The organism is Streptomyces luteolus (assembly GCF_029968015.1).
Taxonomy (GTDB): Bacteria; Actinomycetota; Actinomycetes; order Streptomycetales; family Streptomycetaceae; genus Streptomyces; species Streptomyces luteolus.
Window position 1 is genome coordinate 14698 of sequence record NZ_JASCIS010000028.1, and the last position, 23669, is coordinate 38366.

A 23669-nucleotide genomic window follows, 5' to 3' on the forward strand; every position below is an offset into this window, starting at 1 on the left:
CCGAGTTGCTTGGCAGTGCGAGCAGGCCGTCCGCGAGGTGCACTGTCAGGGTCTGTGCCAGGCGGGCGGCGGCCCGGTGGACCGTGACCAAGTGGTCGATCTCGGTATGCAGGCGGTTGGCCTCAGCGACATACGGGCAGGTCACGACGCGGGCCTCCGGAAGCTCGGCGGCAGGATGGCGCGCTGCCGGGCGGGACCCAGAACGCGCAGCACTGTGTGGATGTCGCTCGGCCGCCACAGGGCGGTCTCGAAGCCGGAGTCGGACAGGTGGGCCAGCCATACGCGCTGTGCGGGGCGGAGGCGGCCGTCGTCGGTCTTGAACTCGACGAAGAGCGTGCGCCGTTGCTTGATGTGCCCGAAGACCTCGTCCGGCCAACTGGCATCGGAACGGCGTGAGTCGGCCGTCTGGTGCTGGAGCCGCCAGCCGTACCGTGTGGCTGTCTCGCGGACCTGCCTGCGCCACTGCTCTTCGCTGGCGCCGCCCTGTGCTCGCTCGGCGGAGACCGCATCGCGGGGGTAGCGCTCGGTCTCGAGCTGGTCCAGGGGGCCGTAGCGTTCTTTGAGCAGCTTGGCGTAGAGCTGCTGTTCCGCACGCGTAGCCGGGTTCATGCGTCGCCTTCCACACGTGTGCCGTTCTGGCGGTAGAGCAGGGTGTAACCGGTGCTCGTGGGCCGTATGCGTTCCAGGAGGATCCTGACGGTGTGGCCGACCGGGCCAACGGCTGCGGGAGAGGTGAGGACGACGCACTGTGCGTGCCGCGCGGATACCGCAAGCACCCGCAGCGAGCGGCCCTTCCATCGGCTTGTAGTTGTCGATCCAGACCTGGCCTGGACGGACCTCATCGGTACGCGTCATCCAGTGGCCGAGGTAGTCCGCTGCCCACAGCTCCAGGGCGCGTCAGCGGTGCCCGGTCTCGATCTCGCCGTCCCGTTCCATCCGGTCGATGGCCTGCTGGACGACGGCCGCTGCATCGGCTGGGTCGTACCAGCCCTCCGAGAGTTCACCGAGGTGCCGCTCGACGACGGCGAGGAGGATCACGAAGGCAGCCGCGACATTGCCGATGTTATGCGCGCCCTTCACTGAGTCCAGGGTGCCGAGAACGGCTTCGCCGCTTCCAGGGCCTGCTCCGCCGCCTCCTTCTCGTCGGGCAGGAACACGATCTGCACCGTGGCGAAGTCGAGGTTGGCCTCGGCCAGGCTCGGCACACTGACCTCGTCGAGAAGCTCCAGGGTCTTGTCGTCCAGGCCCGAGTAGAGGCGCATGGAGACGTCCTCAAGCTCGTCGTACAGCGCCTTGAGGGTGGCGGGATCGTCCTCGCCGGTGATCGCGTTGTGCGACAGCTGAAGCGCGATCTGTCGCTGCAGGGGGAGCGGCTTGGTGATCTCCATCCACCAGATCCGCTGAAGGTCGGCGTCGATTGCGGCCTTGGTGCGGTGGTTGGTTGCCGGACAGGACAATGCGCCGACCGGAGTCGGCGTCGTTCCACACCAACGGTGTGGAGGTCAGGGTCCCGTCGTCACGGATGTTCGTGACGAGCCGCTGGAACTGCTCGTGCCGCATGAACCGGGCGTTCACGTCCAGCAGTGTCAGGTCGCGCGGGTCCCCCTCGACCATGCCGGGCTTGAGCGGCTCACCCACCTGTGGCCTCACGTTCGTCTCCAGACGTCCCCGGGTCGGGTCCCTTGTGTCCCTCTGCTTGTCCGTGCCGGTCACGTTGTCCGTGCCGGTCACGCCATCGCTCAAACCTCTCGGCGAGAGACCAACTGCGGAGTTCGGCGCCGTAGTCGAACTGGTAGCGATACGCCGGATCGGTCGACACCTTGCGGGAGTTGAGGCGCAGCAGGCCGCGGGACTTCATCGACACCGGCCGCTGGGTGAAGGCCGTCGTGTTCAGCCGGGTCGGGCGGATGTTCGTGGTGTGCTGCGCCAGGAACTGCGCCTCCTTCGACAGGGCCGCGAAAACGGCCGTACGTCGGGGGCGCGGTCTGCGTGCGGCCGGTCCGTGATGCGCTCCACCACCCTTGCTCATACGCGGGCCCCAGGGGGCCGAGTTCCCTGACCTGGCCGCCCGCTTGCTTGTACTCCTGCAGCGTCAGGCCGTTGGCTCCCAGCTCGCCAGCCAACTCGACTCTTCTCTTCTCGAGTTGAGCGAGTTCGACAGTGGCTGCCTCTGCATTGCGCTTCAGCTCATCACGCAACTTGGCGAGCTTGTCGAGAGTGTTGGGCCGGGAGAGCCTGGCACCAGGGCTCGATCAGAGACGTACGCATCGAGTGGCGTGGCTGAAATCCAGATCTTGCCGCAGCCTTCCGTCCCCCACTGATAGCCGCAGACGCCCTTTGAGGTCGATCGTGAGATGAGCGAGGTGTCACTCAAGTCGCACTTCGCGATCCCGCCTGAAAGTAGATACGTGTGCTGCGGTACCTGGCCACGCTCTCGCACGCCGAAGTGGCGGCCGATGGCCTCGAACGAAGTCGAGGCCGCTCACAGCGCCTGGAAGCAGGCCGCCAGACCGCGACCGCCGGAGCTGCGGCAGCGATGGAGCGAGGTGAAGCAGAAGCTGCGCCAGGCGCGGCGGAAGCCGTGGCACATCACCACCGGTCCAGGCGCCCAGCTGAAGATGAAGAACGAGCTCAGCTCGGCACTCGACTACGCGCACCGCGTCGAGAAGCTCATCAGTGAGAACTGGGCGCAGCACGTCGTACTGCCCAAGTACACGCCGCCCAAGCCGCTCGTCTGGACCGACGAGCGCGTGGCCCGCTGGCGTGAGATCGGAGAGAAGCCAGACCCCGTGATGGTCTGGACGCCGGAACAGACCGGCGAGTTCCTTGACGGTGTCGCGGATCACCGCCTCTACCCGATGTTCCACCTTATGGTCTTCCGGGCCCTCAGGCGAGGGGAATCGGCGGGCCTTCCCTGGGCGGAGTCTGACCCGCAGTCCTGCGGCGCACGCACGTTCCTACTGGACGGACAGACCCGGGAACTCCTCTTGTTCTGGCGGCGCCGGCAGCAGGTGGAGAAGGAGGAGTGGCGGCAGAGGCACGAGGAGTGGAGGGCGGAGCGGACCGCTGAGGGCAAGGAGAGGCTGAAGCGGTACGACCCACCCGTACGTCGAATCTGGCCGGGTCTTCACCTGGGAGGACGGGGAGCCCGTACCACCCGGAGTACCTGCCTCAGGTCTTCATGCGGCTCGTCGAGAAGCTGGCCCTGCCACCGGTGCGCCCGCATGACGTGCGCCACTGCGCTGCCACGCTCTCCCTCGCCGTCGGCGTCCACATGAAGGTGATCCAGGCGCTGCTCGGGCACTCCTCGTTCAAGCTCACCGCCGACACGTACACGAGTGTGCTGCCGCAGATGGAGCAGGCGGCAGCGGATGCGCCGATCGCGGTAGTCCCGTGGAAGGGGCAGCAGTCGGCTGCTGGTGAAGGCGCGGCATGAGGCCGTGGCGCCCCGGGAGTTGACGCCGTGACAGGCAGGTCACGGCGGAGTCGTGTCTCCGCATTGTCCCCGCGTCCGTGTCGGGAGTTGGTGCCGTGACAGGCCGGTCACGCAGAGTTGTGTCCCCGCATTGTCCCCGCACGCATGGGGGAAGCCCTCCCGGAGCGTTCTCCGGGAGGGCTTCTCGCCTTGTTTTGCCTGGTCAGGCACAGTGCCCCCGGCAGGATTCGAACCTGCGACACCCGCTTTAGGAGAGCGGTGCTCTATCCCCTGAGCTACGAAGGCAAGGCGTGCTCGTCAGTGTAGCGGGTGGGGGAAGGGCGGGGCCGGGGGTTGTCGATCAATGGAGGGGAGGGTCAGGTGCGGGTGATGTGGATGTGGTGGGTGCCGTCCTTCTCGGCCTGGCCGACCGTGATCCGGAGATCGTTCTCCTTGTCGGTGAAGGTCTGGCCGGAGGCGAACGGGGCGTCGGAGAGTTCCGCGTGCACGTTGGGCCGGCGGGTGCAGCCGCCCGAGTCGCGGGCGGAGTCGGTGACGGTGACGGGGCCTTGGCCGGTGTCGATGTCGGCGTCGACGCGGTAGATGAGGACGCCGGGCTTGCACACCGCCTCGTCGTTGCCGTCGCGGGTGCGGACCTCGACGGCGTAGCCGGTGCGTTCGTCGAGCGGGACGAAGGCGAGCTTCGTGCCGCCGCCCTTCGCGGCGAGGGGCTTCAGGGTGAGGTCGGTCGTGCCGTGTGCTGCGGCGCAGCGGATCTGTTCGTCGTCGAGCCAGCCGAGCTTCCACTTGTGCCAGCCGAGGAGGTCGTTGTTGGCGCCCCAGTCCTCACTCATGATGTCCCAGTGGCCGACGGCCCCGCCGCCGTCCGAGGTGTAGAGGTCGGGCAGGCCGAAGACGTGGCCGTTCTCGTGCGGCAGTACGCGGTAGCCCGTCTCGCGGTACGAGCCCGAACCGTCGTCCTGCCGGGAGTAGACGAACGACGCGTTGGCGACGGGCACTCCGTCCGCGACGGGCGCCTCGTGGTTGCCCGCGAACGTCACCGAGAGAACCGTATCGAGCGCCGACGGCCCGGCGTTGGGCGTCATCAGCACATTGACCAGGTCGTACTCACGGAAATCCACATCCGGATCCGCAGCCTCCACTATGTCCTCGACCATCTGGCGGTATCCGGGGTCGAAGGGGGCGCCGCGTTCTATCCCGTACGAGGCGAACGAGCGCGGCATGCGCAGCCAGTCCTTGATCGGGGCGTGCGGCTGGTAGTCGAGGCGGCCGTAGGAGCTGGTGCGGAACCACTCCTGGGTCTGCGGGAAGAACTCGCCGAGGCGGTCGGTGGCGCGGCCCTGGCCGCGGGCGTCCGAGAAGTCGATCATGAGGTTGAGGGCGTGCACGGTGCCCGTCGAGCGGGCGTAGCCCGGCTGCGTGGGGACGCCTTCCGACATCTGGATGCTCATGGTTCCGCTGATCATGCAAGGTGCGAGCGCTCCGGCTCGGCCGGGGCTGCCGGGGCCCGCCGCCTGTGGGTCCGCGGTGAGGCGCCCGGTGCTGGCCGTCACGGTGACGGCGAGGACGAGGGCTGCGAGTGCGGCGAGTACGGGCCTGCGCCGCGGCCTGGATATCCAGTGTCGGGACAGCTGCATCCGCCCGCCTTCCGGTCCGTGGCAGCCGGCAGGTCCTGGCTGCGCCCTGTCCGATCACCCTGTGTCGGGGGGTGCGTGGGCGCTCGCTGAGGGCGACCGATCGTGTGCTTTTGCCGGAGTACCGGAGTAGTACCGGAGTAGTACCGGAGTAGTGCCGGAGTGCCGGACTGCCGGAGTCCCAGAGTGCCGGGATGCCGGGATGCCGCGATGCCGCGATGACGCGATGACGCGTGAGGCGGGTCACATGCGAGGCGGGAAATAACCGGGGAGCCCTTCCCCGTTTACACAGGTGTTCCGCGAAACGGGGAGAGCGTCCCCGCAACGACCGACCTTGAGGAGTGCCGCCGTGGACGTCGACACCGCGCCGAAGCAGCCGCGCCGCATGCCGCGCCCGCGCGCCGATGCGCTGCGGAACCGGGAGCGGATCGTCGGCGCTGCGCGGGAGATGTTCGTCGAGTTCGGCCCCGAGGTGCCGCTCGACGAGATCGCCCGCCGCGCCGGAGTCGGCAACGCCACGGTCTACCGGAACTTCGCCGACCGCTCCGTATTGATTCGCGAGGTCGTCTGCTCGGTGATGGACCGCACCTCCGAGCGGGCCGAAGAAGCGCTCGCCGAGGAGGCCGACGCCTTCCAGGCGCTGCGCCGCTTCGTGCACGCCGCGGCGGACGAGCGGATCGGCGCGCTGTGTCCGATGCTCTCCGGCACCTTCGACAAGGACCACCCCGACCTCGACGGTTCCAGGCGTCGCCTGGAGCGGCAGGTCGAGGAGGTCATGGAACGGGCGCGCGCCGCCGGGCAGTTGCGTACCGACATCGCCGTCGGTGATCTGCTCGTCGCGCTCTCCCAGCTCACCAGGCCCCTGCCGGGCAGCGGCTGTACGGACTTCGACCAGTTCGTGCACCGGCATCTGCAGCTGTTCCTCGACGGTCTGCAGACCCCGGCCCGTTCCGAACTGCCCGGCAGCGCCGCGACGTTGGAGGACCTCCGCCGCCCCGCATGAACCTTCTGACCCTCTGTCCGCCTGGCCTCCCGACCCGTCTGGCTTCTTGGCCGCCCGGCCTCGATCCCGAGATCGCAGTTTGACCTCGAGTTTGCTTGAGGTTGCACGCTTTTCGTAGTTGTTCGTCCCTTCACCGGCTCCCTCCGAGCCGGGTTCCGATCCGACGGGCGTAGGCGTCTTCCGCCGCGTGACGAGCGCGGACGTCTCCCCCGGTCTGTCGACACCGAAGTCCCGAGGTGGGTACCCCCATGTCCGAAGCAGCACCTTCCATATCCGCAAAGAGCGGTACCTCTGACCGCCGCGGAATCACTGACCGCCCCATCCCTGACCGCGGCATCCCTGATACCGGCCCCGACCCCAAGCGCTGGAGAGCCCTGGTCTTCATCGCGCTCGCCCAGCTCATGGTCGTCCTGGACGCGACCATCGTGAACATCGCCCTGCCCTCCGCCCAGCAGGACCTCGGCATCTCCGACGGCAACAGGCAGTGGGTCATCACGGCCTACGCCCTCGCCTTTGGCGGACTGCTGCTGTTCGGCGGTCGCGTCGCCGACCTGTGGGGCCGCAAGCGCACCTTCGTCACCGGCCTGATCGGCTTCGCCGGGGCGTCCGCGCTCGGTGGTGCCGCGAGCGGTGAGGCGATGATGCTGGGCGCCCGTGCCCTGCAGGGCGTGTTCGGCGCGCTGCTCGCGCCGGCCGCGCTGTCGCTGCTCGCGGTGATGTTCACCGACGCCAAGGAGCGCGCCAAGGCCTTCGGTATCTACGGTGCGATCGCCGGTGGCGGTGGCGCCGTGGGTCTCATCCTCGGTGGCTTCCTCACGGAGTACCTGGACTGGCGCTGGACGTTCTTCGTGAACATTCCGTTCGCCGTCGTCGCCGCCGTGGGCGCGTACTTCGTCATCCGTGAACCGGCCGGTTCCCGCAACCGCTCTCCTCTCGACATCCCCGGCGTCGTCCTCTCGACGCTCGGCCTGGTGGCTCTGGTGTACGGCTTCACTCGCGCCGAGTCCGAAGGCTGGTCCGACGCCACGACCATCGGCCTGTTCGTCGGATCGGCGGTGCTCCTCGGCTCCTTCCTGCTGGTCGAGTCCCGGGTCAAGGCGCCGCTGCTGCCGCTGCGCGTGCTGACGGACCGGAACCGCGGCGGTGTCTACCTGTCGCTGGGTCTCGCCGTGATCGCGATGTTCGGCCTGTTCCTCTTCCTCACCTACTACTTGCAGGTCGTGAAGGGCTACTCGCCCGTGATGACCGGCTTCGCCTTCCTGCCGATGATCGTCGGCATGATCACGGGCTCCACGCAGATCGGCGCCCGCCTGATGACCCGCGTGCCCCCGCGTCTGCTGATGGGCCCCGGCTTCCTCGTCGCCGCTCTCGGCATGCTGCTCCTTACTCAGCTGGAGATCGGCACGTCGTACGCGGGCCTGATCCTGCCTGCGCAGCTGCTGCTCGGCCTCGGCATGGGTACGGCCTTCATGCCCGCCATGTCCCTGGCCACCCACGGGGTCGAGGCCCGGGACGCCGGTGTCGCCTCCGCGATGGTCAACACCTCGCAGCAGGTCGGCGGCGCGATCGGCACGGCACTCCTCAACACCATCGCCGCCTCCGCCACCACGGCCTACCTGACCGCCCACGCGGCGGACGCGACCACTCCGGCCACGCAGAAGCTGCTCCAGGCGCAGGCCATGGTGGACGGCTACACCAGCGCGATCTGGTGGGCGGTCGGCATCCTCGTGATCTCCGCGAGCATCGCTCTGACCTTCATCACCACCGGGCACCAGGGCAGCACGCCGGTGGCCAAGAGCGACGCCACCGGTGCGGATGAGGAGGCCGAGGTGCGCGTCCCGGTGATCGCCCACTGACCGGCTCGGCCGGCACGACGGCTCAGGTCGTCACCTGAGCCAGGGCAGATCGGCACCCGCCTCGTTCGGCTGAAGTCCCTCGGCGATGATCCGCATGATCTCGCCGAGGGATTTCTGCTGTTCGTCGGTGAGCCGGTCGAAGATCGCCTGGCGTACTGCGGCCACATGCCCGGGCGCCGACTGCTCCAGCACCTCGAATCCCGCGTCCGTGAGGATCGCGTTCTGGCCTCGCTTGTCGGAGGGGCAGTCCTCGCGGCGCACCCAGCCGTGCTGTTCGAGTCGCGCGACGGCGTGGGAGAGCCGGGAGCGGGTGATCTTCGCGTTCCGCGCGAGCTCGGTCATGCGCATCCGACGGCGCGGTGCCTGGGAGAGCTGGACGAGCAGTCCGTAGTAGACGTGGGGCATCTTGGCGTCGCGCTGCAGCTGTCGGTCGAGATGGTCCTCGAGGAGCATGGTGGCGTGCAGGTAGGCCCGCCAGGTGCGCTGTTCCTCGTCGTCGAGCCAGCGCGTGTCCTCGTTGTGCGTCGTCATACACCCACTCTACGAACCCTATTCTTGAAACTTCAACAAACATCACGTACCGTCCGAGGTGGGAGTTTGAATATTCAAGGTTGTTGGCTTCGAGCCTGACGAGCACGCCCACCCACCCGGGCGCTCACCCGTCCCGCCGATCACGTCCGCGCGAGTGTCAGGAGCCGTCATGAACGCCGCCGCCCCGGAGCGCATGCCCGCCCTCTATCTCAGTCACGGTGCGCCGCCGCTCGCCGACGACACCCTGTGGCCCGGACAGCTCGCCGCCTGGTCGGCCGGCCTTCCGCGCCCCAAGGCCGTACTGATGGTCTCCGCGCACTGGGAGGAGGCCCCGCTCGCCCTCGGCGCCACCGAGACCGTGCCTCTCGTCTATGACTTCTGGGGCTTCCCCGAGCACTACTACCAGGTGCGGTATGCCGCACCCGGCGCTCCTGAACTCGCCGACTCCGTACGCAAGTTGCTGCGTGGTGCCGGCATGCCCGTCCAGGACATCGAGGATCGCGGCCTCGATCACGGCGCCTATGTCCCACTCGTCGAGATGTATCCCGACGCCGACGTCCCCGTCCTGCAGATCTCTCTGCCCACGCTCGACCCGCAGCGCCTGATGGAGGTCGGGCGCAAGCTCGCCCCGCTGCGTGACGCGGGCGTCCTGATCATGGGCAGCGGGTTCTTCACCCATAATCTGGCCGCGCTTCGGCAGGGCGGTGTGCCGTCCTGGTCGGCGGAGTTCGACGCCTGGGGGCGCGAGGCGCTGGACGCGCAGGACGTGGACGCGCTGCTCGACTTTCCGCGCAAGTCGCCCGCGGGGCAGCTCGCGCACCCGCGCACGGAACACTTCGCCCCGCTCTTCGTGGCGATGGGGGTCGCCGACGCGACCGGCGAACTCGGCGTGCAGCGCTCGGTCATCGACGGCTTCTGGATGGGGCTGGCCAAGAGGTCGGTGCAGTTCGGCTGAGCGAGCGGGCAGGTGGGCGGGCAGGCAGGTGGGCATGACGGTACCTCCGGTCGTGAGGGGGAGTGCTCGCTCGGGAAGCAAGCGGCTCTCGCAACGTAGGAGGCTCGCGGCAGCGGACGACAGACTTCCGGAATTGGTTCACGCGTTCGAGTGAGGGCGAACCGTTTCCGCGCCCCGAAGGCTCGTCGGCCGTGGCAGGCTCGTCAGCAGTCGGGGCCGAGGCGCTTCTCGTACCAGGCCACGTCCCAGTACTGATCGAACTTCCGACCCACTTCCGCGTACGTCCCCACGTGCCGGAAGCCGAAGCGTTCATGGAGGTGGACCGATGGCGCATTGGGCAGGGCGATGCCCGCGTATGCGCGGTGGACGTCCTCGGTGGACAGGACGTCGAAGAGAGACGTATAGAGCAGAGTGCCCACGCCGCGCCCGGCGGCGTCCGGAGTGAGGTAGACGGAGACTTCGACGGAGGTCTCGTAGGCCGGCTTCGGGCGGAAGGCGCTGCTGGTTGCGTACCCCAGAATCGGGGAACCCGGAGTCTGCTGCGCAACCAGGAGCCGGTGACGGCCGTCTTCAGGGTGGGAGTGCAGCCACGGCAGGCGTTCCTCGGGCGTGAAAGGCACCGTGTCGAACGTGATGGCGGTCTCACGGACGTAGTGGTTGTAGATCTCCGTGAGGGGGTCGAGGTCGCCTTCAGTACCCGGCCTGACCTGCACCGCTGTCGACTCCATCGCCGTCTCGCCTCCTTGGTGGCGGCACAGGGTACTGCAAGATCAGGAAAATTGTTGAGCGGCTTGGGAATTCTGTCCGGATTCCAGTCGTTGTTTCCATCGGATGCAGGGCACCCGGACGGTGTGCTCTTCGCCACGGCCGCCGTGGATTCCCGCCCCGGACCGCGGAGCCCCGTCAGAACTGCCGACCCACTCAACGCAAGGGAGCACGCATGGCAACCCGTGCCGTCGCCCGTCGTAAGTCTGCAGCCGGATCGGCCGGCAAGACCGACGCGGCAAGCAGTGTTCGCGCCGTAGGCGGGGAGATCGCCGACCGCGACCTGGTCGGCATGTATCTCGACGAGATCGCCCGCACGCCTCTGCTGGACGCCGCCCGCGAGGTCGAGCTGTCGCAGGTGATCGAGGCAGGGGTCTACGCCCAGAAGATCCTCGACGGCGACGTCGACGAGCGGAGCAAGGCAGCCGAGGGTGCGAGCCGCGAGGAACTCGAGGCGCTCGTCGCCGACAGTGAGCGCGCCAAGGACATCTTCATCCGCTCCAACCTCCGCCTGGTCGTGGCGGTGGCCCGCCGCTACCCGCGCAGCGGCCTGCCCCTCCTCGACCTGATCCAGGAGGGCAACGCCGGGCTGGTGCGCGCCGTCGAGAAGTTCGACTACCGCAAGGGCTTCAAGTTCTCGACGTACGCGACGTGGTGGATCCGTCAGGCCATCACCCGCTCCATCGCCGACCAGTCCCGCACGATCCGCCTCCCCGTCCACCTGGTCGAGGAGCTCGGCCGGATCCGCCGGGTGCAGCGCGAGTTCAACCGCGAGAACGGCCGGGACCCGGAGCACACCGAGATCGCCGCCGAGCTCGGCTCCACGCCGGAGCGTGTCTCCGACGTCCTGGACTGGGCTCGCGACCCGGTCTCGCTGAACATGTCGGTGGACGACGACGGCGACACCCAGTTCGGTGATCTCCTCGAGGACACCTCTGCCGTCTCGCCCGAGCAGTCCGTGCTGACGCTGCTGCGCAGTGAGGAGCTCGATGACCTCATAGGCCGGCTCGACCAGCGGACGGCGTCCATCATCAAGATGCGGTACGGCATAGAGGACGGCCGTGAGCGGACCCTCACCGAGGTCGGCAAGGAGCACGGCCTCACGCGTGAGCGGATCCGTCAGATCGAGAAGCACGCGCTCCTCGAACTGAAGCGGCTCGCCCGGGACACGGGGTTCGACGCGGCGGCGTGAGAGAAGAGCGGGGGGCCCACGGCCCACTGGGCACCCGCCTCGCTCACCCCAAGGCCGAGTCCCGGCGCCGTTCCCCCGTGGCGCCGGGGCTCACTCTTGTCGGGACCGCCCTTGTCGGGACCGCTCTTGCTGGGACTGCCGTGGCTCGGCCCGCCTGGCGATGGGTGATGCGGCGACCGGTCTGGCTCAACTGTGCCGAAGTTGACCCAACCCAACCGGACCGGCCCGGACCGGCCCGGTTGGGTTGGCCTGACTGGTCGAACGCCGGACTGGTCGACCGCCGGACTGGTCGAACGGCAGGCTGACCGCCCGGGGTCGACCCGACCGGCAGCGCCGGACCGACGCCAACTGGACCGGCTTGCCGGGCAGTTCGCCCCGGTGGACGGGCTCGCCCGGCGGTTCGCCCCGGTGGACCGGCCTCCCCGGCGGGAGCCCGCCTCCCCGGCGGTCCGGCCCGGCGGCCCCGCCTCGCCGAGGGACGGTCACCGACCTACCCCGCCGAAGAGTCAACCCCGCTGCCCGCCGCCCTGCTGAGTCGGGCGCCCAACTCACGTACTTGGTCGGCTAGTTCGGGTGGGCCGTGGAGGGTGAAGTCCACGCCCATCAGGACGAGGCGGGCCGCCAGCCACTCGATGGCGTCCGAGACAGTCGTGCGCAGACGGCAGCTGTCCGGGCCTTCCGGGGTCGGGGTGCCCAGACCGGCGGGGATGCGGGGCGTGATCACCTCCGCCGTGGCGGCGAACGTCACGTCGAGTTCGTACGAGGGCTGGCCGCCGCGTCGCATCGCGCGGCGGGTGAACTCCGCCGCGTCGCCCTCCGGGAGTGGGCGTGGGCTGAAGCGGGCGCCCGTAGCGAAGGGTTCGGTGAGGCGGTCGACGCGGAAGGTGCGCCAGGCCTCGCGTTCCAGGTCGTACGCCACTAGGTACCAGCGGCGGCCCGTCGAGACCAGGCGGTAGGGCTCGACCTGGCGGCGGGACTCCGTGCCGTCGCCGGAGCGGTAGTGGAAGCGGAGCTTCTCGGTGCCGGTCGTGGCCGAGGCGATCACGGTGAGGGTCTCGGGCGTGATGGTCGCACCGTCACCCGCCCCGTACACCAAGGGAGTTGTGGCGGACTGGAGGGTGGTGACGCGGTGTCGGAGACGAGACGGAAGGACCTGTTCGAGCTTGGCGAGGGCGCGTACGGACGCCTCCTCGACGCCCTCCACCGCATGCCCGGCGCCTGCCCGCAGGCCGACGGCGATCGCGACGGCCTCCTCGTCGTCGAGGACGAGCGGAGGCATCGCCTTGCCGGCCGCGAGACGGTAACCGCCCTCCGCGCCCAGCGTCGCCTGGACCGGATAGCCGAGCTCCCGCAGCCGGTCGATATCACGCCGCACGGTGCGCCGGGAGACACCGAGCCGGTCGGCGAGCTCGCCGCCGGGCCACTCGCGCGGGGTCTGAAGCAGAGAGAGGAGCTGCAGCAGTCGTGCCGGAGTGTCCGTCGTCATGCACCCATCATGGGCGCCAATGCGGCCACCATCTGTCCTATATCCGATCTAATTTCGTTCGCATGAAGACCACCTCGCCCGCCTCACGAACCTTGCCCGCCTCACGAACCTTGCCCGCCTCACAAACCTCACCCACCTCATCCGCCTCGCAGACCTCACGCACCTCACCAGCCGCAGGGGCCGTGCCGAGCGATCGGCGGCGCTGGTTCGCGCTGGCCATCGTGATGACGGCGGCGTTCATGGACCTCGTCGACGTGACGATCGTGAACATCGCCCTGCCCTCGATCCGGGCGGACGAGGGCGCCACGTTCAGCCAGATCCAGTGGATCACCGCTGGTTACGCGCTCGCGATGGGCGCGGGCCTCATCACGGGCGGCCGGCTCGGCGACATCTACGGGCGGAAGCGGATCTTCCTCGTCGGTATAGGCGGCTTCACGCTGGCCTCGGCGCTGTGCGGATTCGCCGCGAACCCGGAGATGCTGGTCGGCTCACGCATTCTGCAAGGGGCGACGGCCGCGCTGATGGTTCCCCAGGTGCTGTCGATCGTGCACGCCACCTTCCCCGCGCACGAACGCGGCAAGGTCTTCGGCCTGTTCGGCGCGATCGTCGGGCTCGGCGCGGTGTCGGGGCCGATGCTCGGCGCGCTGCTCACCGAGTGGAATCTGTTCGGTCTCGAATGGCGCCCGATCTTCCTGATCAACCTGCCGGTGGGCATAGCCGGACTGCTTCTCGGCCGTAAGTTCATCACCGAGTCCAAGGCCCCGAAGGCGCTCCGCCTGGATCCGGTCGGCGTCGTGCTCGTCGTGGCCGGTCTGCTCATGCTGCTCTACCCGCTGACGCGCGGCCGCGAGCTGGGCTGGCCGCTGTGGGGGTACGTGTTGATGGGTGGCGCGCTCGTGGTGTTCGCGGCGCTGGTCGCGTACGAGCGGCACAAGACGCGCAAGGACGGTTCGCCGCTGATCGAGCTGTCGCTGTTCAAGGTGAAGAGCTTCGCCGCGGGCGCTGCTGTTCAGCTCACGTTCGGCCTGGTCTGCGGGGTGTTCTTCCTGGTGTGGACGCTGTACATGCAGGTCGGCCTCGGCTGGAGCCCGCTGCGCGCGGGGGCGACGGGTATTCCGTTCTCGCTCGCGGTGTCCGTGGCGGCCGGGATATCGGTGCAGCGCCTCGTGCCCCGGTTCGGACGCAAGGTGCTGCAGGCGGGCGCGTTGACCATGGCCGCCGGTGTCGTGCTCTACATCTGGGAGGCCGAGCGGTACGGGCAGGGCATCACGTCCTGGCAGATGGCGCTGCCGCTCCTGGTGATGGGCATCGGCATGGGCCTGATCGTGGCGCCGCTGACCGACGCGGTCCTGTCGGAGGTGCCGCGCGAGCACTCCGGTTCGGCGTCCGGTCTGGTCAACACCGTGATGCAGATGGGCAATGCGCTCGGCCTCGGCCTGGTGTCGGTGGTGTTCTTCGGCGTCATCGACGAGCCGTTGGCCGCGGCTTCCGTGGGCGCGGCGTACGCGGACGCGTTCCAGCACGCGCTGTGGTGGGTCGCGGGGGTGCTCGGTGCGATCTTCCTGCTGATGTTCGCTCTGCCGGCGCGGCCTGCGCAGCACGTGGAGGGGGCGGCGGGAGCGGAGGTGGCTTCGGCGAGCGGGGAGCCGGTCGACGGGGAGCCGGTCGACCGGGAGCCGTCGGTCGGTGGCGCGCGCGAGGCTGAGCTGGTGCGTTAGGCCCTGCCCCAGTCCCCTTTCCCTCCCCCAGCCATCCCCTTTCGTGCGGGGGAGGGGGTGCCCGCAGGGCCCGCGACCGGTCCTGGGCGCCCTCTCTGCCGCGCGCGGAAGTCCGGGGACGGAAGTCCGGCATACAGCGGGACCGAAGTCTGTTTCTGCCCGAGCTGCGCCCGAATGTGTTTACTTCAGGGAAACCCAGTCGTACTCTGGGCGTGAAACAACACGCTCGGGCATGAATCGGAGCTGAACCCATGTACGCACCGGAGCGGCAGCAGGAGATCCTCCGCTTCGCACGCGACAGCGGCCGGGTCGACGTGCTGTCGCTCGCCGAGGAGTTCCAGGTCACCGCCGAGACCATCCGGCGGGACCTGAAGGCCCTCGACCGCGCCGGTCTCGTACGCCGGGTGCACGGCGGTGCCATACCGGCCGGGCGGCTCGACTTCGAGCCCGACCTCGCCGAGCGCGAGTCCACCGCGGCCGACGAGAAGGACCGCATCGCGCAGGCCGCCCTCGCCGAGCTGCCCGCCGACGGCAGCGTGGTGCTCGACGCGGGTACGACGGTCTCCCGGCTCGCGGCGGCGCTGCCGCTGGAGTCCGGCCTCACCGTCGTCACGCACTCGCTGCCGACCGCGGCGCGGCTCGCCGACCACCCCGGGGTGCAGCTGCACCTCATCGGCGGCCGCGTCCGGCACCGCACCCGCGCCGCCGTCGACGCCTGGGCACTGCGGGCGTACGGGGAGATCCGCGCCGATGTCGTCTTCCTCGCGGCGAACGGATTCTCGCCCGAGCACGGACTGACCACGCCGGACCTCGCCGAGGCCGCCGTCAAGCGCGCCGCCGTCACCTCGGCCCGCCGCGTGGTGCTGCTCGCCGACTCGGCGAAGCACGGGCAGGAGCACTTCGCGCGCTTCGGCGACCTCGCCGACGTCGACCTGCTGATCACGGACAAGGGCCTCAGCGACGACGACACCGCCGCGATCGAGCGCGGCGGCACGGAGGTCATACGCGTATGACCCCGCCTGCCGCCCCCGGACCGCCCGCCCCCGGACCGCACGCGTCCGGTACGCACGCGTCCGGTACGCCCGCGTCCGGTACGCACGCGTCCGGTACGCCCGCGTCCGGTACGCACGCGTCCGGTACGCCCGCGTCCGGTACGCACGCGTCCGGTACGCCCGCGCCCGAAACGACCGCCCCCGAAACGACCGCCCCCGGAACCCCCGGGCCCGGAACGACCGCCCCCGGACCGCCCGCCTCCGGTACCGCACCGCGCTCCGCGCCCCACTGCCCGTACGAGAAAGCAAGTGCAGGGATGATCCTCACCGTTACCCCGAACCCCTCCCTCGACCGGACCTACGAGGTCCCGATGCTCGATCGAGGCGAGGTCATCCGGGCCACCGGTGATCGGATGGACCCGGGCGGCAAGGGCGTGAACGTCTCCCGGGCCGTCGCCGCGGCCGGGCAGCGCACCCTCGCGGTGCTGCCGCTCGGCGGCACGCCCGGTGACTTCGTCGCCGAACTCCTCGGTGAGCAGGGCATCGAGGTGGCGCCGGTCACCGTCGCGGGCCAGACCCGGTCCAATATCTCGCTCGCCGAGCCCGACGGCACCCTCACCAAGATCAACGCCTCCGGGCCGGAGCTCTCCGCCGACGAGTCCGAGGCGCTGCTCGCCACGGTCCGTGACCGGTCCGCGGGCGCCACCTGGATCGCCTGCTGCGGGAGCCTGCCGCGCGGCCTCGAACCTTCCTGGTACGCCGAGTTGGTGGCCCGCGCGCACGCCGCGGGTGCGCGGATCGCCCTCGACACCTCCGGACCGGCGCTGCTCGCCGCGCTCCGCGAGCGCCCGGACGTGGTCAAGCCCAACGCGGAGGAACTGGCCGAGGCGGTCGGCCGCCCGCTCGCCACCGTCGGCGACGCGGTCAAGGCGGCCGAGGAGCTGCGGCAGCTCGGCGCCCGCGCCGTGCTCGCCAGCCTGGGCGCCGACGGCCAGTTGCTCGTCGACGACTCCGGTGCGCACTTCGCGAGCGCCCGCGTCGAGACCGTACGCAGCAACGTCGGTGCGGGTGACTCCTCGCTCGCCGGATTCCTCGTCGCGGGCGGCGGCGGCCCCGAGGCGCTCGCCTCCGCGGTGGCGCACGGCGCGGCCGCCGTGCAGCTCCCCGGCAGCGTGATGCCCACGCCCGCCGACCTGGACCCGTCCGCCGTGACCGTCACGGCCGACGTACCGCTGGACCGTGCGCTGACGGAGCCCGTCTCATGACCCCCGTCCAGGGCCGGCGCCCGATGCGTACGAACGCTCTCCTCACCTCCCCGTCCCCCCTCCCCACCCCCGCCCGTCGGGTGATATGCGCGCGAAGGAGCCCGCGATGAGCGAGATGATCACCGCGGACCTGGTCGACCTCGACCTGTCCGCCGACACCAAGGAAGCGGCGGCCCGCTCCCTGGCCGAGCGGATGGTCGCTCAGGGCCGGGTCACGGATCTTGACGGCTTCCTCGCCGATGTGGCCGCCCGCGAGGCGCAGATGCCGACCGGTCTCGACGGCGGCATCGGCATCCCGCACTGCCGCAGCGCCCATGTCACCGAACCGACGCTGGCGTTCGGGCGCGCGGCCCAGGGCATCGACTTCGGCGCCGCCGACGGCCCCGCCGACCTGGTCTTTCTCATCGCCGCACCCGCGGGCGCGGACAGCGACCACCTGACGATCCTGTCGTCGCTCGCCCGCCAGTTGATGGACGCCGAGTTCACGGGCGCCCTCCGGTCGGCGGACGACGCGGAACGTGCCGCGGCGCTGATCCGCGGAGACGCGGAGGTGGCGGAGCAGGCGGACGAGGTGACCGAGGCGGCCGAGGCGGCCGAGGCGGCCGAGGCGGCCTATACGGACGAGGTGACCGGCGGGCTGACCGAGGGGCCGACCGACGGGCCGACCGACGAGCGGGCGGGCGAACGGGCTGACGAGCCGACCGGCGAGGATGGGGGCACCCCCTTCAAGATCGTCGCCGTGACCTCCTGCCCGACCGGCATCGCCCACACGTACATGGCCGCCGAGTCCCTGGAGAACGCCGGTCGCGAGGCCGGAGTCGAGGTCGTCGTGGAGACCCAGGGCTCGGCCGGGTTCACCCGCCTCGACCCTGCCGTCGTGGCCGCCGCCGACGGCGTGATCTTCGCGCACGACGTGCCCGTACGGGACAAGGAGCGGTTCGCCGGAAAGCCCACCGTCGACGTCGGTGTGAAGGCGGGCATCAACCGCCCCACCGAACTGATCGCCGAGGTGCGCGGCAAGGCCGAGCGCGGCGAGGTCTCCTCGGGCGCCGCCGCGGCCCCCGTCGACAGGGCGGGTGACGAGGGTGACAGCTACGGCACGAAGCTGCGCAAGTGGCTGATGTCCGGTGTGAGTTACATGGTCCCGTTCGTCGCGGCGGGCGGCCTCCTCATCGCCCTCGGCTTCGCGATCGGCGGCTACGAGATCAGCGAGGCCCAGTCCGTCGCCGAGCACTTCGTCTGGACCGAGGCAGCGAGCTGGGCCGCGCTGCTGTTCCAGGTCGGCGGGCTCGCCTTCTCGTTCCTGGTGCCGGTGCTCGCGGGCTACATCGCGTACGGCATGGCGGACCGGCCGGGTCTGGTGCCCGGCTTCGTCGGCGGCGCGGTCGCCGTGCAGATCAACGCCGGGTTCCTCGGCGGTCTGGCGGCCGGTCTCATCGCGGGCGCCACCGTCATGGCGATCCAGAAGGTACGGATACCGGCCGTGCTGCGCGGCATCATGCCGGTGGTGGTGATCCCGCTGATCTCCTCGGCGGTGGTCGGCTTCCTGATGTTCCTGGTGGTCGGCAAGCCGATCGCCTCCCTGCAGAGCGGCCTCAGCGACTGGCTGGAGTCCCTCACCGGCGCCAACGCGATCATCCTCGGCGTCATCCTCGGCCTGATGATGTGCTTCGACCTGGGCGGTCCGCTGAACAAGGTCGCGTACGCCTTCGCTGTCGGCGGCCTCGGTGCCAACGCCACCGAGGGCAACCTGAAGGTCATGGCGGCCGTGATGGCGGCCGGCATGGTGCCGCCGCTGGCGATGGCCCTGGCGACGACCGTGCGCGGCAAGCTGTTCACCAAGGCCGAGCGCGAGAACGGGAAGGCGGCCTGGGTGCTCGGTGCCTCGTTCATCACGGAGGGCGCCATTCCGTTCGCCGCGGCCGACCCGCTGCGCGTCATCCCCGCCTCGATGGCGGGCGGCGCGGTCACCGGTGCCCTGACGATGGGCTTCGGCGCGACCCTGCGGGCCCCTCACGGCGGCATCTTCGTGGTCCCGCTGATCGGCCAGCCGCTGCTGTACCTGGTGGCGATCGTCGCCGGTACGTGCGTCACGGCGGGCCTGGTCATCCTCCTGAAGGGGATGCGCCGGACCGGCCCCGAGCAGGCTCCGGCCAAGGCGGGCGAGGCGGTGTCCGCGAAGGCGGCCGAGTCGAAGAAGGAGCCGGTGGCGGCGGCCTGACGGCTCGGCCTGAACGGTCCCGGTCCCGGCCCCGGTCCAGGAGAGCCCTTGCTGCTGCGGTGCGCATCGCACCGCAGCAGCAAGGGCTTTCGCGTGAGGCCGGTGGAGTGGGCGGGGGAGGGGGCGGGGGAGTTGCGGGTGGCGTGCAGGGCGTACGGGCGGTCTGCGGGAACGGGTGGTTCGCGGGAGCGGGTGGTCTGCGAGATAGGTCACTTCGGGACCTAAGTCCCTTTCTGGGGGTGTCGTGCGGCCTGCTCCGTGTTGTCTACTGACCCGCATGTTCGAGCAGATATCGCCCCTTCAGCAGGTCGGCCTGACCGTGCTCGCCGCGGCGGGCGCCGTCTGGGCCGTGCGGCTGGTCCGCATGCTGCACCGCGACCGCACGGAGCCGACGCTCCCGTACGTGTCCGGCGCCTCCCTGCACGCCGTGCCCCGACAGCCCTCGCACGCCGGCGAGACGGTGGAACTCTCGGCCGCCGAACGCGACGCCTTCGCCGACCTGGTCCGCCAGCTGATGAGCCGACGCGGCTGAGCCTCGTACGCCGATCCGCTCTTCTCGTACGCCGAGCCGCTCAGCTCGTACGCCGATCCGCTCAGCTCGTACGGGAAGCCCGCCGCTCCATAGCCGCACGCGCCGTCGTCTCGCTCACGTACACCTCGCACATGTGACGGCCGTCCGGCGTGGCCGTGTGCTCGACCTCCCAGAGGCTGATCTCGCGGCCGTCGGCGAGCAGGAACGCGTGCTCGTAGAGCGCGAAGCACAGGCCGGCCGTGCCCGTCCGGCACGGGTTGCCGAAGGCCTGCGTGATCTGGTGCGCCAGCGCGGTGCGCAGCAGCGACGCCGTGTCCGTGCCCGGCTGGTCGGCGTTCTCCGCGCGGCGCAGGAGGCGCCTGGCGTGGTCGGCGGAGTCGTCCGGGGCGTACGAGCGCTGGAGCGGAGCGGGGGAGACGATCAGCCGGACGGTGTCGAGCGCGAGGGGTTCGCAGCCGGGGATGCGGGCGCCCGTCGAGTCCGGGCACTCGGGGCCGCAGGTGCCGCTGGGGAGCAGCCGGGACGCCGCGATGTGCGCCTCTTCCTCGTCCGCGTACAGCTCGTGGAGGGTCTCCTCGCTCCGATTGCCGCCCGGCCCGGTGTTGTGCCGCAACTCCCAGAGCGTCAGCGCGTGGCCGTCGGCGAGCAGGAAAGTGTGCCGATGCGTCTCGCGGTGCAGGCCGGCGCTGTGGTGGGCGGAGCGCAGCGAACTGTCGAACGTGAGGGCCGATTCGAGCAGGGCTATCGTCTCGTCGGGCAGCTCGAAGGAGTTCAGAGCCCGACCGAGGAGCCCTTCGAGGTGCTCCTCCGGTGTCTTCGGCGTCTCGTACGGAACGCTCAAGGCATACTCCCGGCGTCGCTCGCGTCGCTGCATGTCACCTTGTGACCGCTCACCGTAGCCCCTCGGTGGAACATCGTGCCCGGGGTTCTGAAAAACGCCCGGGCGCCCCTGGAAGTTCCCGCGCCCCACAGGCAGTTCGCGCCGCCCGCGGCCGGCCGTTGCGCCCACAGGAGCCCCGTGCGCCCCCTACTCCTGCCCTGGGAGATCCTCTGCCCTTGGAGGTCCCCTCAGAGATTCCCTCCGAGATTCCCTCCGAGATCCCCGTAGAGATCCCCGTACGAGGGGAACACCCCGCCCGCGCCGTCGACCGTCTCCGCGGCTTCGATCGCCCGGACGATCGCTCGGGTCACCGTGTCCGCGCCCGCCGCCAGGATCGCGTTGACCACGGTCATCTGCACCAACTCGCCCTCGGGCAACGAGCGTTCGCCGGTGGCCAGGGTGAACACCGTGTCCCCGTCGTGCAGGAGGTGCACCGGCCGGATGGCGCGGGCGAAGCCGTCGTGGCTGGTGCCCGCGAGCTTCTGCGCCTGGGCGCGGCTGAGCCCGGCATCGGTGGCGACGACAGCGAGGGTGGTGTTGAGCCTTGGCCCTGCTGTTCCTGCTGTTCCTGCTGTTCCTGCTGGGCCTACTGGGCCTACTGGGCCTACTGGGCCCACTGTTCCTACAGGTCCCGCCGTCGCGATGCTCGGCTCGCCGCCGCTGTTCTGTCGGCGTGCGGTCTCCGCCTGCGCCTCCGCGAGCCGGGCTTGCGCGCGGGCGTGCACCTCCGGGGTCGGGCGCTCGACGGGTTCCGCGCCGTCGCCGTCCTCGAAATGACGCCCGTACAGCAAACCGGACTTCGGATCGGTCACCGAACCGACGGCGTTCACCACCACCAGCGCTCCGACGGTGTGCCCCGACGCCAGGCGCACGCTCGCCGTGCCCACGCCCCCTTTCATCCCACCCGCCACGGCCCCGGTACCCGCGCCAACGCTGCCCTGCGCCACCTCCGCTGTCGCCCGCTCCACCGCCTCCCGGCCGAGCACCGCAGTCGGGCGGGCCCGCCAGTCGCCGCCCCGGCCGAGGTCGAAGAGGCAGGCCGCGGGCACCACCGGTACGACCCGGTCGGGCCCGCCCACCGGCACGCCGCGCCCCTGCTCCTCCAGCCACGCCATGACGCCGGCCGCCGAGTCGAGCCCGTACGCACTGCCGCCCGTGAGCACCACCGCGTCGATGCGCTGCACGAGGTTGCGCGGGTCGAGCGCGTCCGTCTCCCGAGTGCCGGGGCCGCCACCGCGTACGTCCACGGCCGCGACCGCCCCGCCTGCCGGAGCGAGGACGACGGTCGTACCCGTCAGCCAGCCGTCTCCGTCCCGTGTCGCGTGTCCCACCCGGAGACCGGGCACATCGGTGAGCGAATCCTTGCCGCCGATCCGGCCCGCGGCGGTCTTCGAGCTGCTTGAGGAATCCCTGGAGTCCATGGACGCACCCTACGGATCAAGGGAGTTGAGGGCCGCGTCTTCGCTCCTCCCGCGTGCCTCGGCAGGCGCACGCCGAGGGGGCCGCGGCCGAGCTGTGGCCGGGGCCGGCCGAGCTGGGCCGGGCCCGACCGAGCCGGGGTCGGGACCAAAGGCGCCGCCATAAAAGGGCCCTAAGGCAAGCCACAATGGCGACCAATTACTCTGATTCCTCTCCTTTTTCGCAGACACCCTGGATGAGTAAGGAATCCTCCTCACCCCCAGGAACGACGCCATGAGTCCTGACGTAAAGGAAGAAGTGGCCACCAGCGCAGGTCGGTCCTACGACCCCGCGCAATACCGGCCCGGACGCACCATCACCGACTGGGAGCCGGAGAACGAACTCTTCTGGAAGTCCATCGGCAAGCGGGTCGCCACCCGCAACCTGTGGATAGCCGTCCCCGCTCTTCTCGTCGCCTTCGTGGTGTGGCAGGTGTGGAGCGTCACCGCAACGAACCTCAAGGACGTCGGCTTCGGCTTCAGCACTTCGCAGCTGTTCTGGCTGACGGCGATCCCGGGTCTGACTGGCGGTACGGCCCGGATCTTCTACACCTTCCTCGGCCCGAAGATCGGCCAGCGCACCTTCACCGCCCTTTCCACGGTCGTTCTGATCGTCCCGCTGATCTGGCTGGGCTTCGCGATCCAGGACACCTCGACCTCCTTCACGGAGATGGCGATGATCGCCGCCCTCTGCGGTGTCGGCGGAGCCAACTTCTCCTCCTCCCTCGCCAACATCGGCTTCTTCTTCCCGAAGTCGCAGAAGGGCAACGCCACCGGCATCAACGGCGGCCTCGGCAACCTCGGTGTCTCCGTCGTCCAGTTGCTCACCCCGATCGTCATCACCAGCTCGGTCGTCGCCATCGGCTCGGCCCAGCACAAGGCGGACGGCTCGCCGGTGTACCTGCAGAACGCCGCGTTCGTCTGGGTCCCGGTCCTGATCGTCCTGGCCCTTGTCGCCTGGTTCGGCCAGAACAACCTGAAGTCCGCCTCGACCTCCTTCAGCCAGCAGAAGATCATCTTCAAGCGCAAGCACAACTGGCTGATGACCTGGCTCTACATCGGCACCTTCGGCTCCTTCATCGGTTTCGCCGCCGCCCTGCCGATGCTGATCAAGACGACCTTCCCGGACTACTCGGTCGCCACCTACGCCTGGATGGGCCCCGCCCTCGGCGCCCTGGCGCGCTGGGCCGGCGGCTGGATCGCCGACAAGCTGGGCGGCGCCCGCGTCACCATCCTGTCCTTCGTGGGCATGGCCCTCTCGATCATCGGTGTCATCAACTTCCTGCCCGCGGGCTCCGGTTCGGGCAACTTCACCGGCTTCTTCCTCTGCTTCCTCGCGGCGTTCTTCTTCTCCGGCATCGGCAACGGCTCGACCTTCCGCCAGATCCCGGTGATCTTCCGCAACCAGCACCTGAAGGGCCTGACCGAAGGCACCCCGGAGTACGCCAAGGCTCTGAAGCAGACCGAGATGGAGTCCGGCGCCGTCACCGGCTTCACCGCCGCCATCGCCGCCTACGGCTTCTTCTTCATCCCGGCGCTCTTCGCCAACTTCCAGGTCACCAGCGCGATGTGGGGCTTCGTCGCCTTCTACGCCAGCTGCATCGTGGTCACCTGGTGGTTCTACGCCCGCAAGGGTGCCGAGTCGCCGTCCTGACCTCAGCGCCTTCAGCCGCGAGGCGGGTCCCTTCGGGGGCTCGCCTCGTCGCTGTTCGGCCGACGAGCGAGACCGCCGAAAAGGATTTTGTG

22 protein-coding genes and 1 tRNA gene are annotated in these 23669 nt (G+C 69.9%); 12 read left to right on the forward strand and 11 right to left on the reverse strand.

The genetic code is table 11. The annotated features are described in order from the left end of the window. Nucleotides 1-141 precede the first annotated feature (141 nt). The 4 genes from QIT00_RS24950 to QIT00_RS24965 form a co-directional block, all read right to left on the reverse strand. On the reverse strand, nt 142-609 hold the full coding sequence (locus QIT00_RS24950) for a VRR-NUC domain-containing protein (protein ID WP_282537627.1): 468 nt from the start codon (nt 607-609) through the stop codon (nt 142-144). Nucleotides 610-897: 288 nt separating this feature from the next. Continuing rightward, on the reverse strand, nt 898-1080 hold the full coding sequence (locus tag QIT00_RS24955) for a hypothetical protein (RefSeq protein ID WP_282537628.1): 183 nt from the start codon (nt 1078-1080) through the stop codon (nt 898-900). Beyond that, nucleotides 1077-1457 carry a hypothetical protein gene (locus QIT00_RS24960; protein ID WP_282537629.1) on the reverse strand — a complete coding sequence of 127 codons (381 nt, stop codon included), beginning with the start codon at nt 1455-1457 and terminating at the stop codon, nt 1077-1079. Before QIT00_RS24960 ends, QIT00_RS24955 begins: the two co-directional genes overlap by 4 nt. A 173-nt stretch (nt 1458-1630) precedes the next feature. Then, nucleotides 1631-2029, reverse strand: a complete 399-nt coding sequence (locus QIT00_RS24965) for a GNAT-like putative antirestriction protein (protein ID WP_282537630.1) — start codon at nt 2027-2029, stop codon at nt 1631-1633. Between the two features lie 517 nt (nt 2030-2546). On the opposite strand from QIT00_RS24965, the gene QIT00_RS24970 reads away from it, so the two are divergent. Next, nucleotides 2547-3278, forward strand: coding sequence for a hypothetical protein (locus tag QIT00_RS24970; RefSeq protein WP_282537696.1), 732 nt, complete (start codon nt 2547-2549; stop codon nt 3276-3278). Beyond that, nucleotides 3182-3436 (forward strand): tyrosine-type recombinase/integrase, encoded by a 255-nt coding sequence (locus QIT00_RS24975; RefSeq protein ID WP_282537631.1) that lies wholly within the window; start codon nt 3182-3184, stop codon nt 3434-3436. The genes QIT00_RS24970 and QIT00_RS24975 overlap by 97 nt, the downstream gene beginning before the upstream one ends. Nucleotides 3437-3648: 212 nt before the next feature. On the opposite strand, the gene QIT00_RS24980 is transcribed toward QIT00_RS24975, so the two are convergent. Both QIT00_RS24980 and QIT00_RS24985 read right to left on the reverse strand, forming a co-directional pair. Next, nucleotides 3649-3721: transfer RNA gene (locus QIT00_RS24980), tRNA-Arg, on the reverse strand. 71 nt (nt 3722-3792) lie between these two features. Next, on the reverse strand, nt 3793-5073 hold the full coding sequence (locus QIT00_RS24985) for a M6 family metalloprotease domain-containing protein (protein WP_282537632.1): 1281 nt from the start codon (nt 5071-5073) through the stop codon (nt 3793-3795). A 382-nt stretch (nt 5074-5455) separates the two neighbouring features. Here QIT00_RS24985 and QIT00_RS24990 point away from each other — a divergent pair, with 382 nt between their 5' ends. Both QIT00_RS24990 and QIT00_RS24995 read left to right on the forward strand, forming a co-directional pair. Then, on the forward strand, nt 5456-6073 hold the full coding sequence (locus tag QIT00_RS24990; protein ID WP_282537685.1) for a TetR/AcrR family transcriptional regulator: 618 nt from the start codon (nt 5456-5458) through the stop codon (nt 6071-6073). 248 nt (nt 6074-6321) lie between these two features. Continuing rightward, nucleotides 6322-7929: an MFS transporter gene (locus QIT00_RS24995; RefSeq protein WP_282537633.1), complete on the forward strand. Its 1608-nt coding sequence runs from the start codon at nt 6322-6324 to the stop codon at nt 7927-7929. 30 nt (nt 7930-7959) lie between these two features. On the opposite strand, the gene QIT00_RS25000 is transcribed toward QIT00_RS24995, so the two are convergent. Next, entirely contained in the window at nt 7960-8460 is a 501-nt protein-coding gene (locus QIT00_RS25000; RefSeq protein ID WP_282537634.1) for a MarR family winged helix-turn-helix transcriptional regulator, read from the reverse strand. A gap of 169 nt (nt 8461-8629) precedes the next feature. Between QIT00_RS25000 and QIT00_RS25005 the strand changes: the two genes are divergently transcribed. Then, the gene (locus QIT00_RS25005) at nt 8630-9415 is read left to right on the forward strand and encodes a dioxygenase family protein (protein WP_282537635.1); all 786 of its coding nucleotides are present in this window, start codon (nt 8630-8632) and stop codon (nt 9413-9415) included. Between the two features lie 203 nt (nt 9416-9618). Here QIT00_RS25005 and QIT00_RS25010 read toward each other — a convergent pair whose 3' ends face one another. Continuing rightward, nucleotides 9619-10143, reverse strand: a complete 525-nt coding sequence (locus QIT00_RS25010; RefSeq protein WP_282537636.1) for a GNAT family N-acetyltransferase — start codon at nt 10141-10143, stop codon at nt 9619-9621. Between the two features lie 212 nt (nt 10144-10355). Between QIT00_RS25010 and QIT00_RS25015 the strand changes: the two genes are divergently transcribed. Then, nucleotides 10356-11372, forward strand: coding sequence for a sigma-70 family RNA polymerase sigma factor (locus QIT00_RS25015; protein ID WP_282537637.1), 1017 nt, complete (start codon nt 10356-10358; stop codon nt 11370-11372). Between the two features lie 490 nt (nt 11373-11862). Here QIT00_RS25015 and QIT00_RS25020 read toward each other — a convergent pair whose 3' ends face one another. Next, the gene (locus QIT00_RS25020; RefSeq protein ID WP_282537638.1) at nt 11863-12858 is read right to left on the reverse strand and encodes a helix-turn-helix transcriptional regulator; all 996 of its coding nucleotides are present in this window, start codon (nt 12856-12858) and stop codon (nt 11863-11865) included. Nucleotides 12859-13082: 224 nt separating this feature from the next. On the opposite strand from QIT00_RS25020, the gene QIT00_RS25025 reads away from it, so the two are divergent. The 5 genes from QIT00_RS25025 to QIT00_RS25045 all read left to right on the forward strand — a co-directional run bounded on the left by QIT00_RS25025 (nt 13083) and on the right by QIT00_RS25045 (nt 19586). Continuing rightward, nucleotides 13083-14576: an MFS transporter gene (locus QIT00_RS25025; RefSeq protein ID WP_282537686.1), complete on the forward strand. Its 1494-nt coding sequence runs from the start codon at nt 13083-13085 to the stop codon at nt 14574-14576. Nucleotides 14577-14827: 251 nt separating this feature from the next. Continuing rightward, complete coding sequence (locus QIT00_RS25030) at nt 14828-15589, forward strand: DeoR/GlpR family DNA-binding transcription regulator (protein WP_282537639.1); 762 nt, start codon at nt 14828-14830, stop codon at nt 15587-15589. A 296-nt stretch (nt 15590-15885) separates the two neighbouring features. After that, nucleotides 15886-16833: a 1-phosphofructokinase gene (gene pfkB, locus QIT00_RS25035; RefSeq protein WP_282537687.1), complete on the forward strand. Its 948-nt coding sequence runs from the start codon at nt 15886-15888 to the stop codon at nt 16831-16833. Nucleotides 16834-16939: 106 nt separating this feature from the next. After that, complete coding sequence (locus QIT00_RS25040) at nt 16940-19054, forward strand: PTS fructose transporter subunit IIABC (RefSeq protein WP_282537640.1); 2115 nt, start codon at nt 16940-16942, stop codon at nt 19052-19054. Nucleotides 19055-19331: 277 nt separating this feature from the next. Continuing rightward, entirely contained in the window at nt 19332-19586 is a 255-nt protein-coding gene (locus QIT00_RS25045) for a hypothetical protein (protein WP_282537641.1), read from the forward strand. A 61-nt stretch (nt 19587-19647) separates the two neighbouring features. On the opposite strand, the gene QIT00_RS25050 is transcribed toward QIT00_RS25045, so the two are convergent. Both QIT00_RS25050 and QIT00_RS25055 read right to left on the reverse strand, forming a co-directional pair. Beyond that, complete coding sequence (locus QIT00_RS25050; protein WP_282537642.1) at nt 19648-20427, reverse strand: DUF6227 family protein; 780 nt, start codon at nt 20425-20427, stop codon at nt 19648-19650. 227 nt (nt 20428-20654) lie between these two features. Further along, the gene (locus tag QIT00_RS25055; protein WP_282537643.1) at nt 20655-21887 is read right to left on the reverse strand and encodes a P1 family peptidase; all 1233 of its coding nucleotides are present in this window, start codon (nt 21885-21887) and stop codon (nt 20655-20657) included. 271 nt (nt 21888-22158) lie between these two features. On the opposite strand from QIT00_RS25055, the gene QIT00_RS25060 reads away from it, so the two are divergent. Beyond that, nucleotides 22159-23577 (forward strand): NarK family nitrate/nitrite MFS transporter, encoded by a 1419-nt coding sequence (locus QIT00_RS25060; RefSeq protein WP_282537644.1) that lies wholly within the window; start codon nt 22159-22161, stop codon nt 23575-23577. Nucleotides 23578-23669 lie beyond the last annotated feature (92 nt).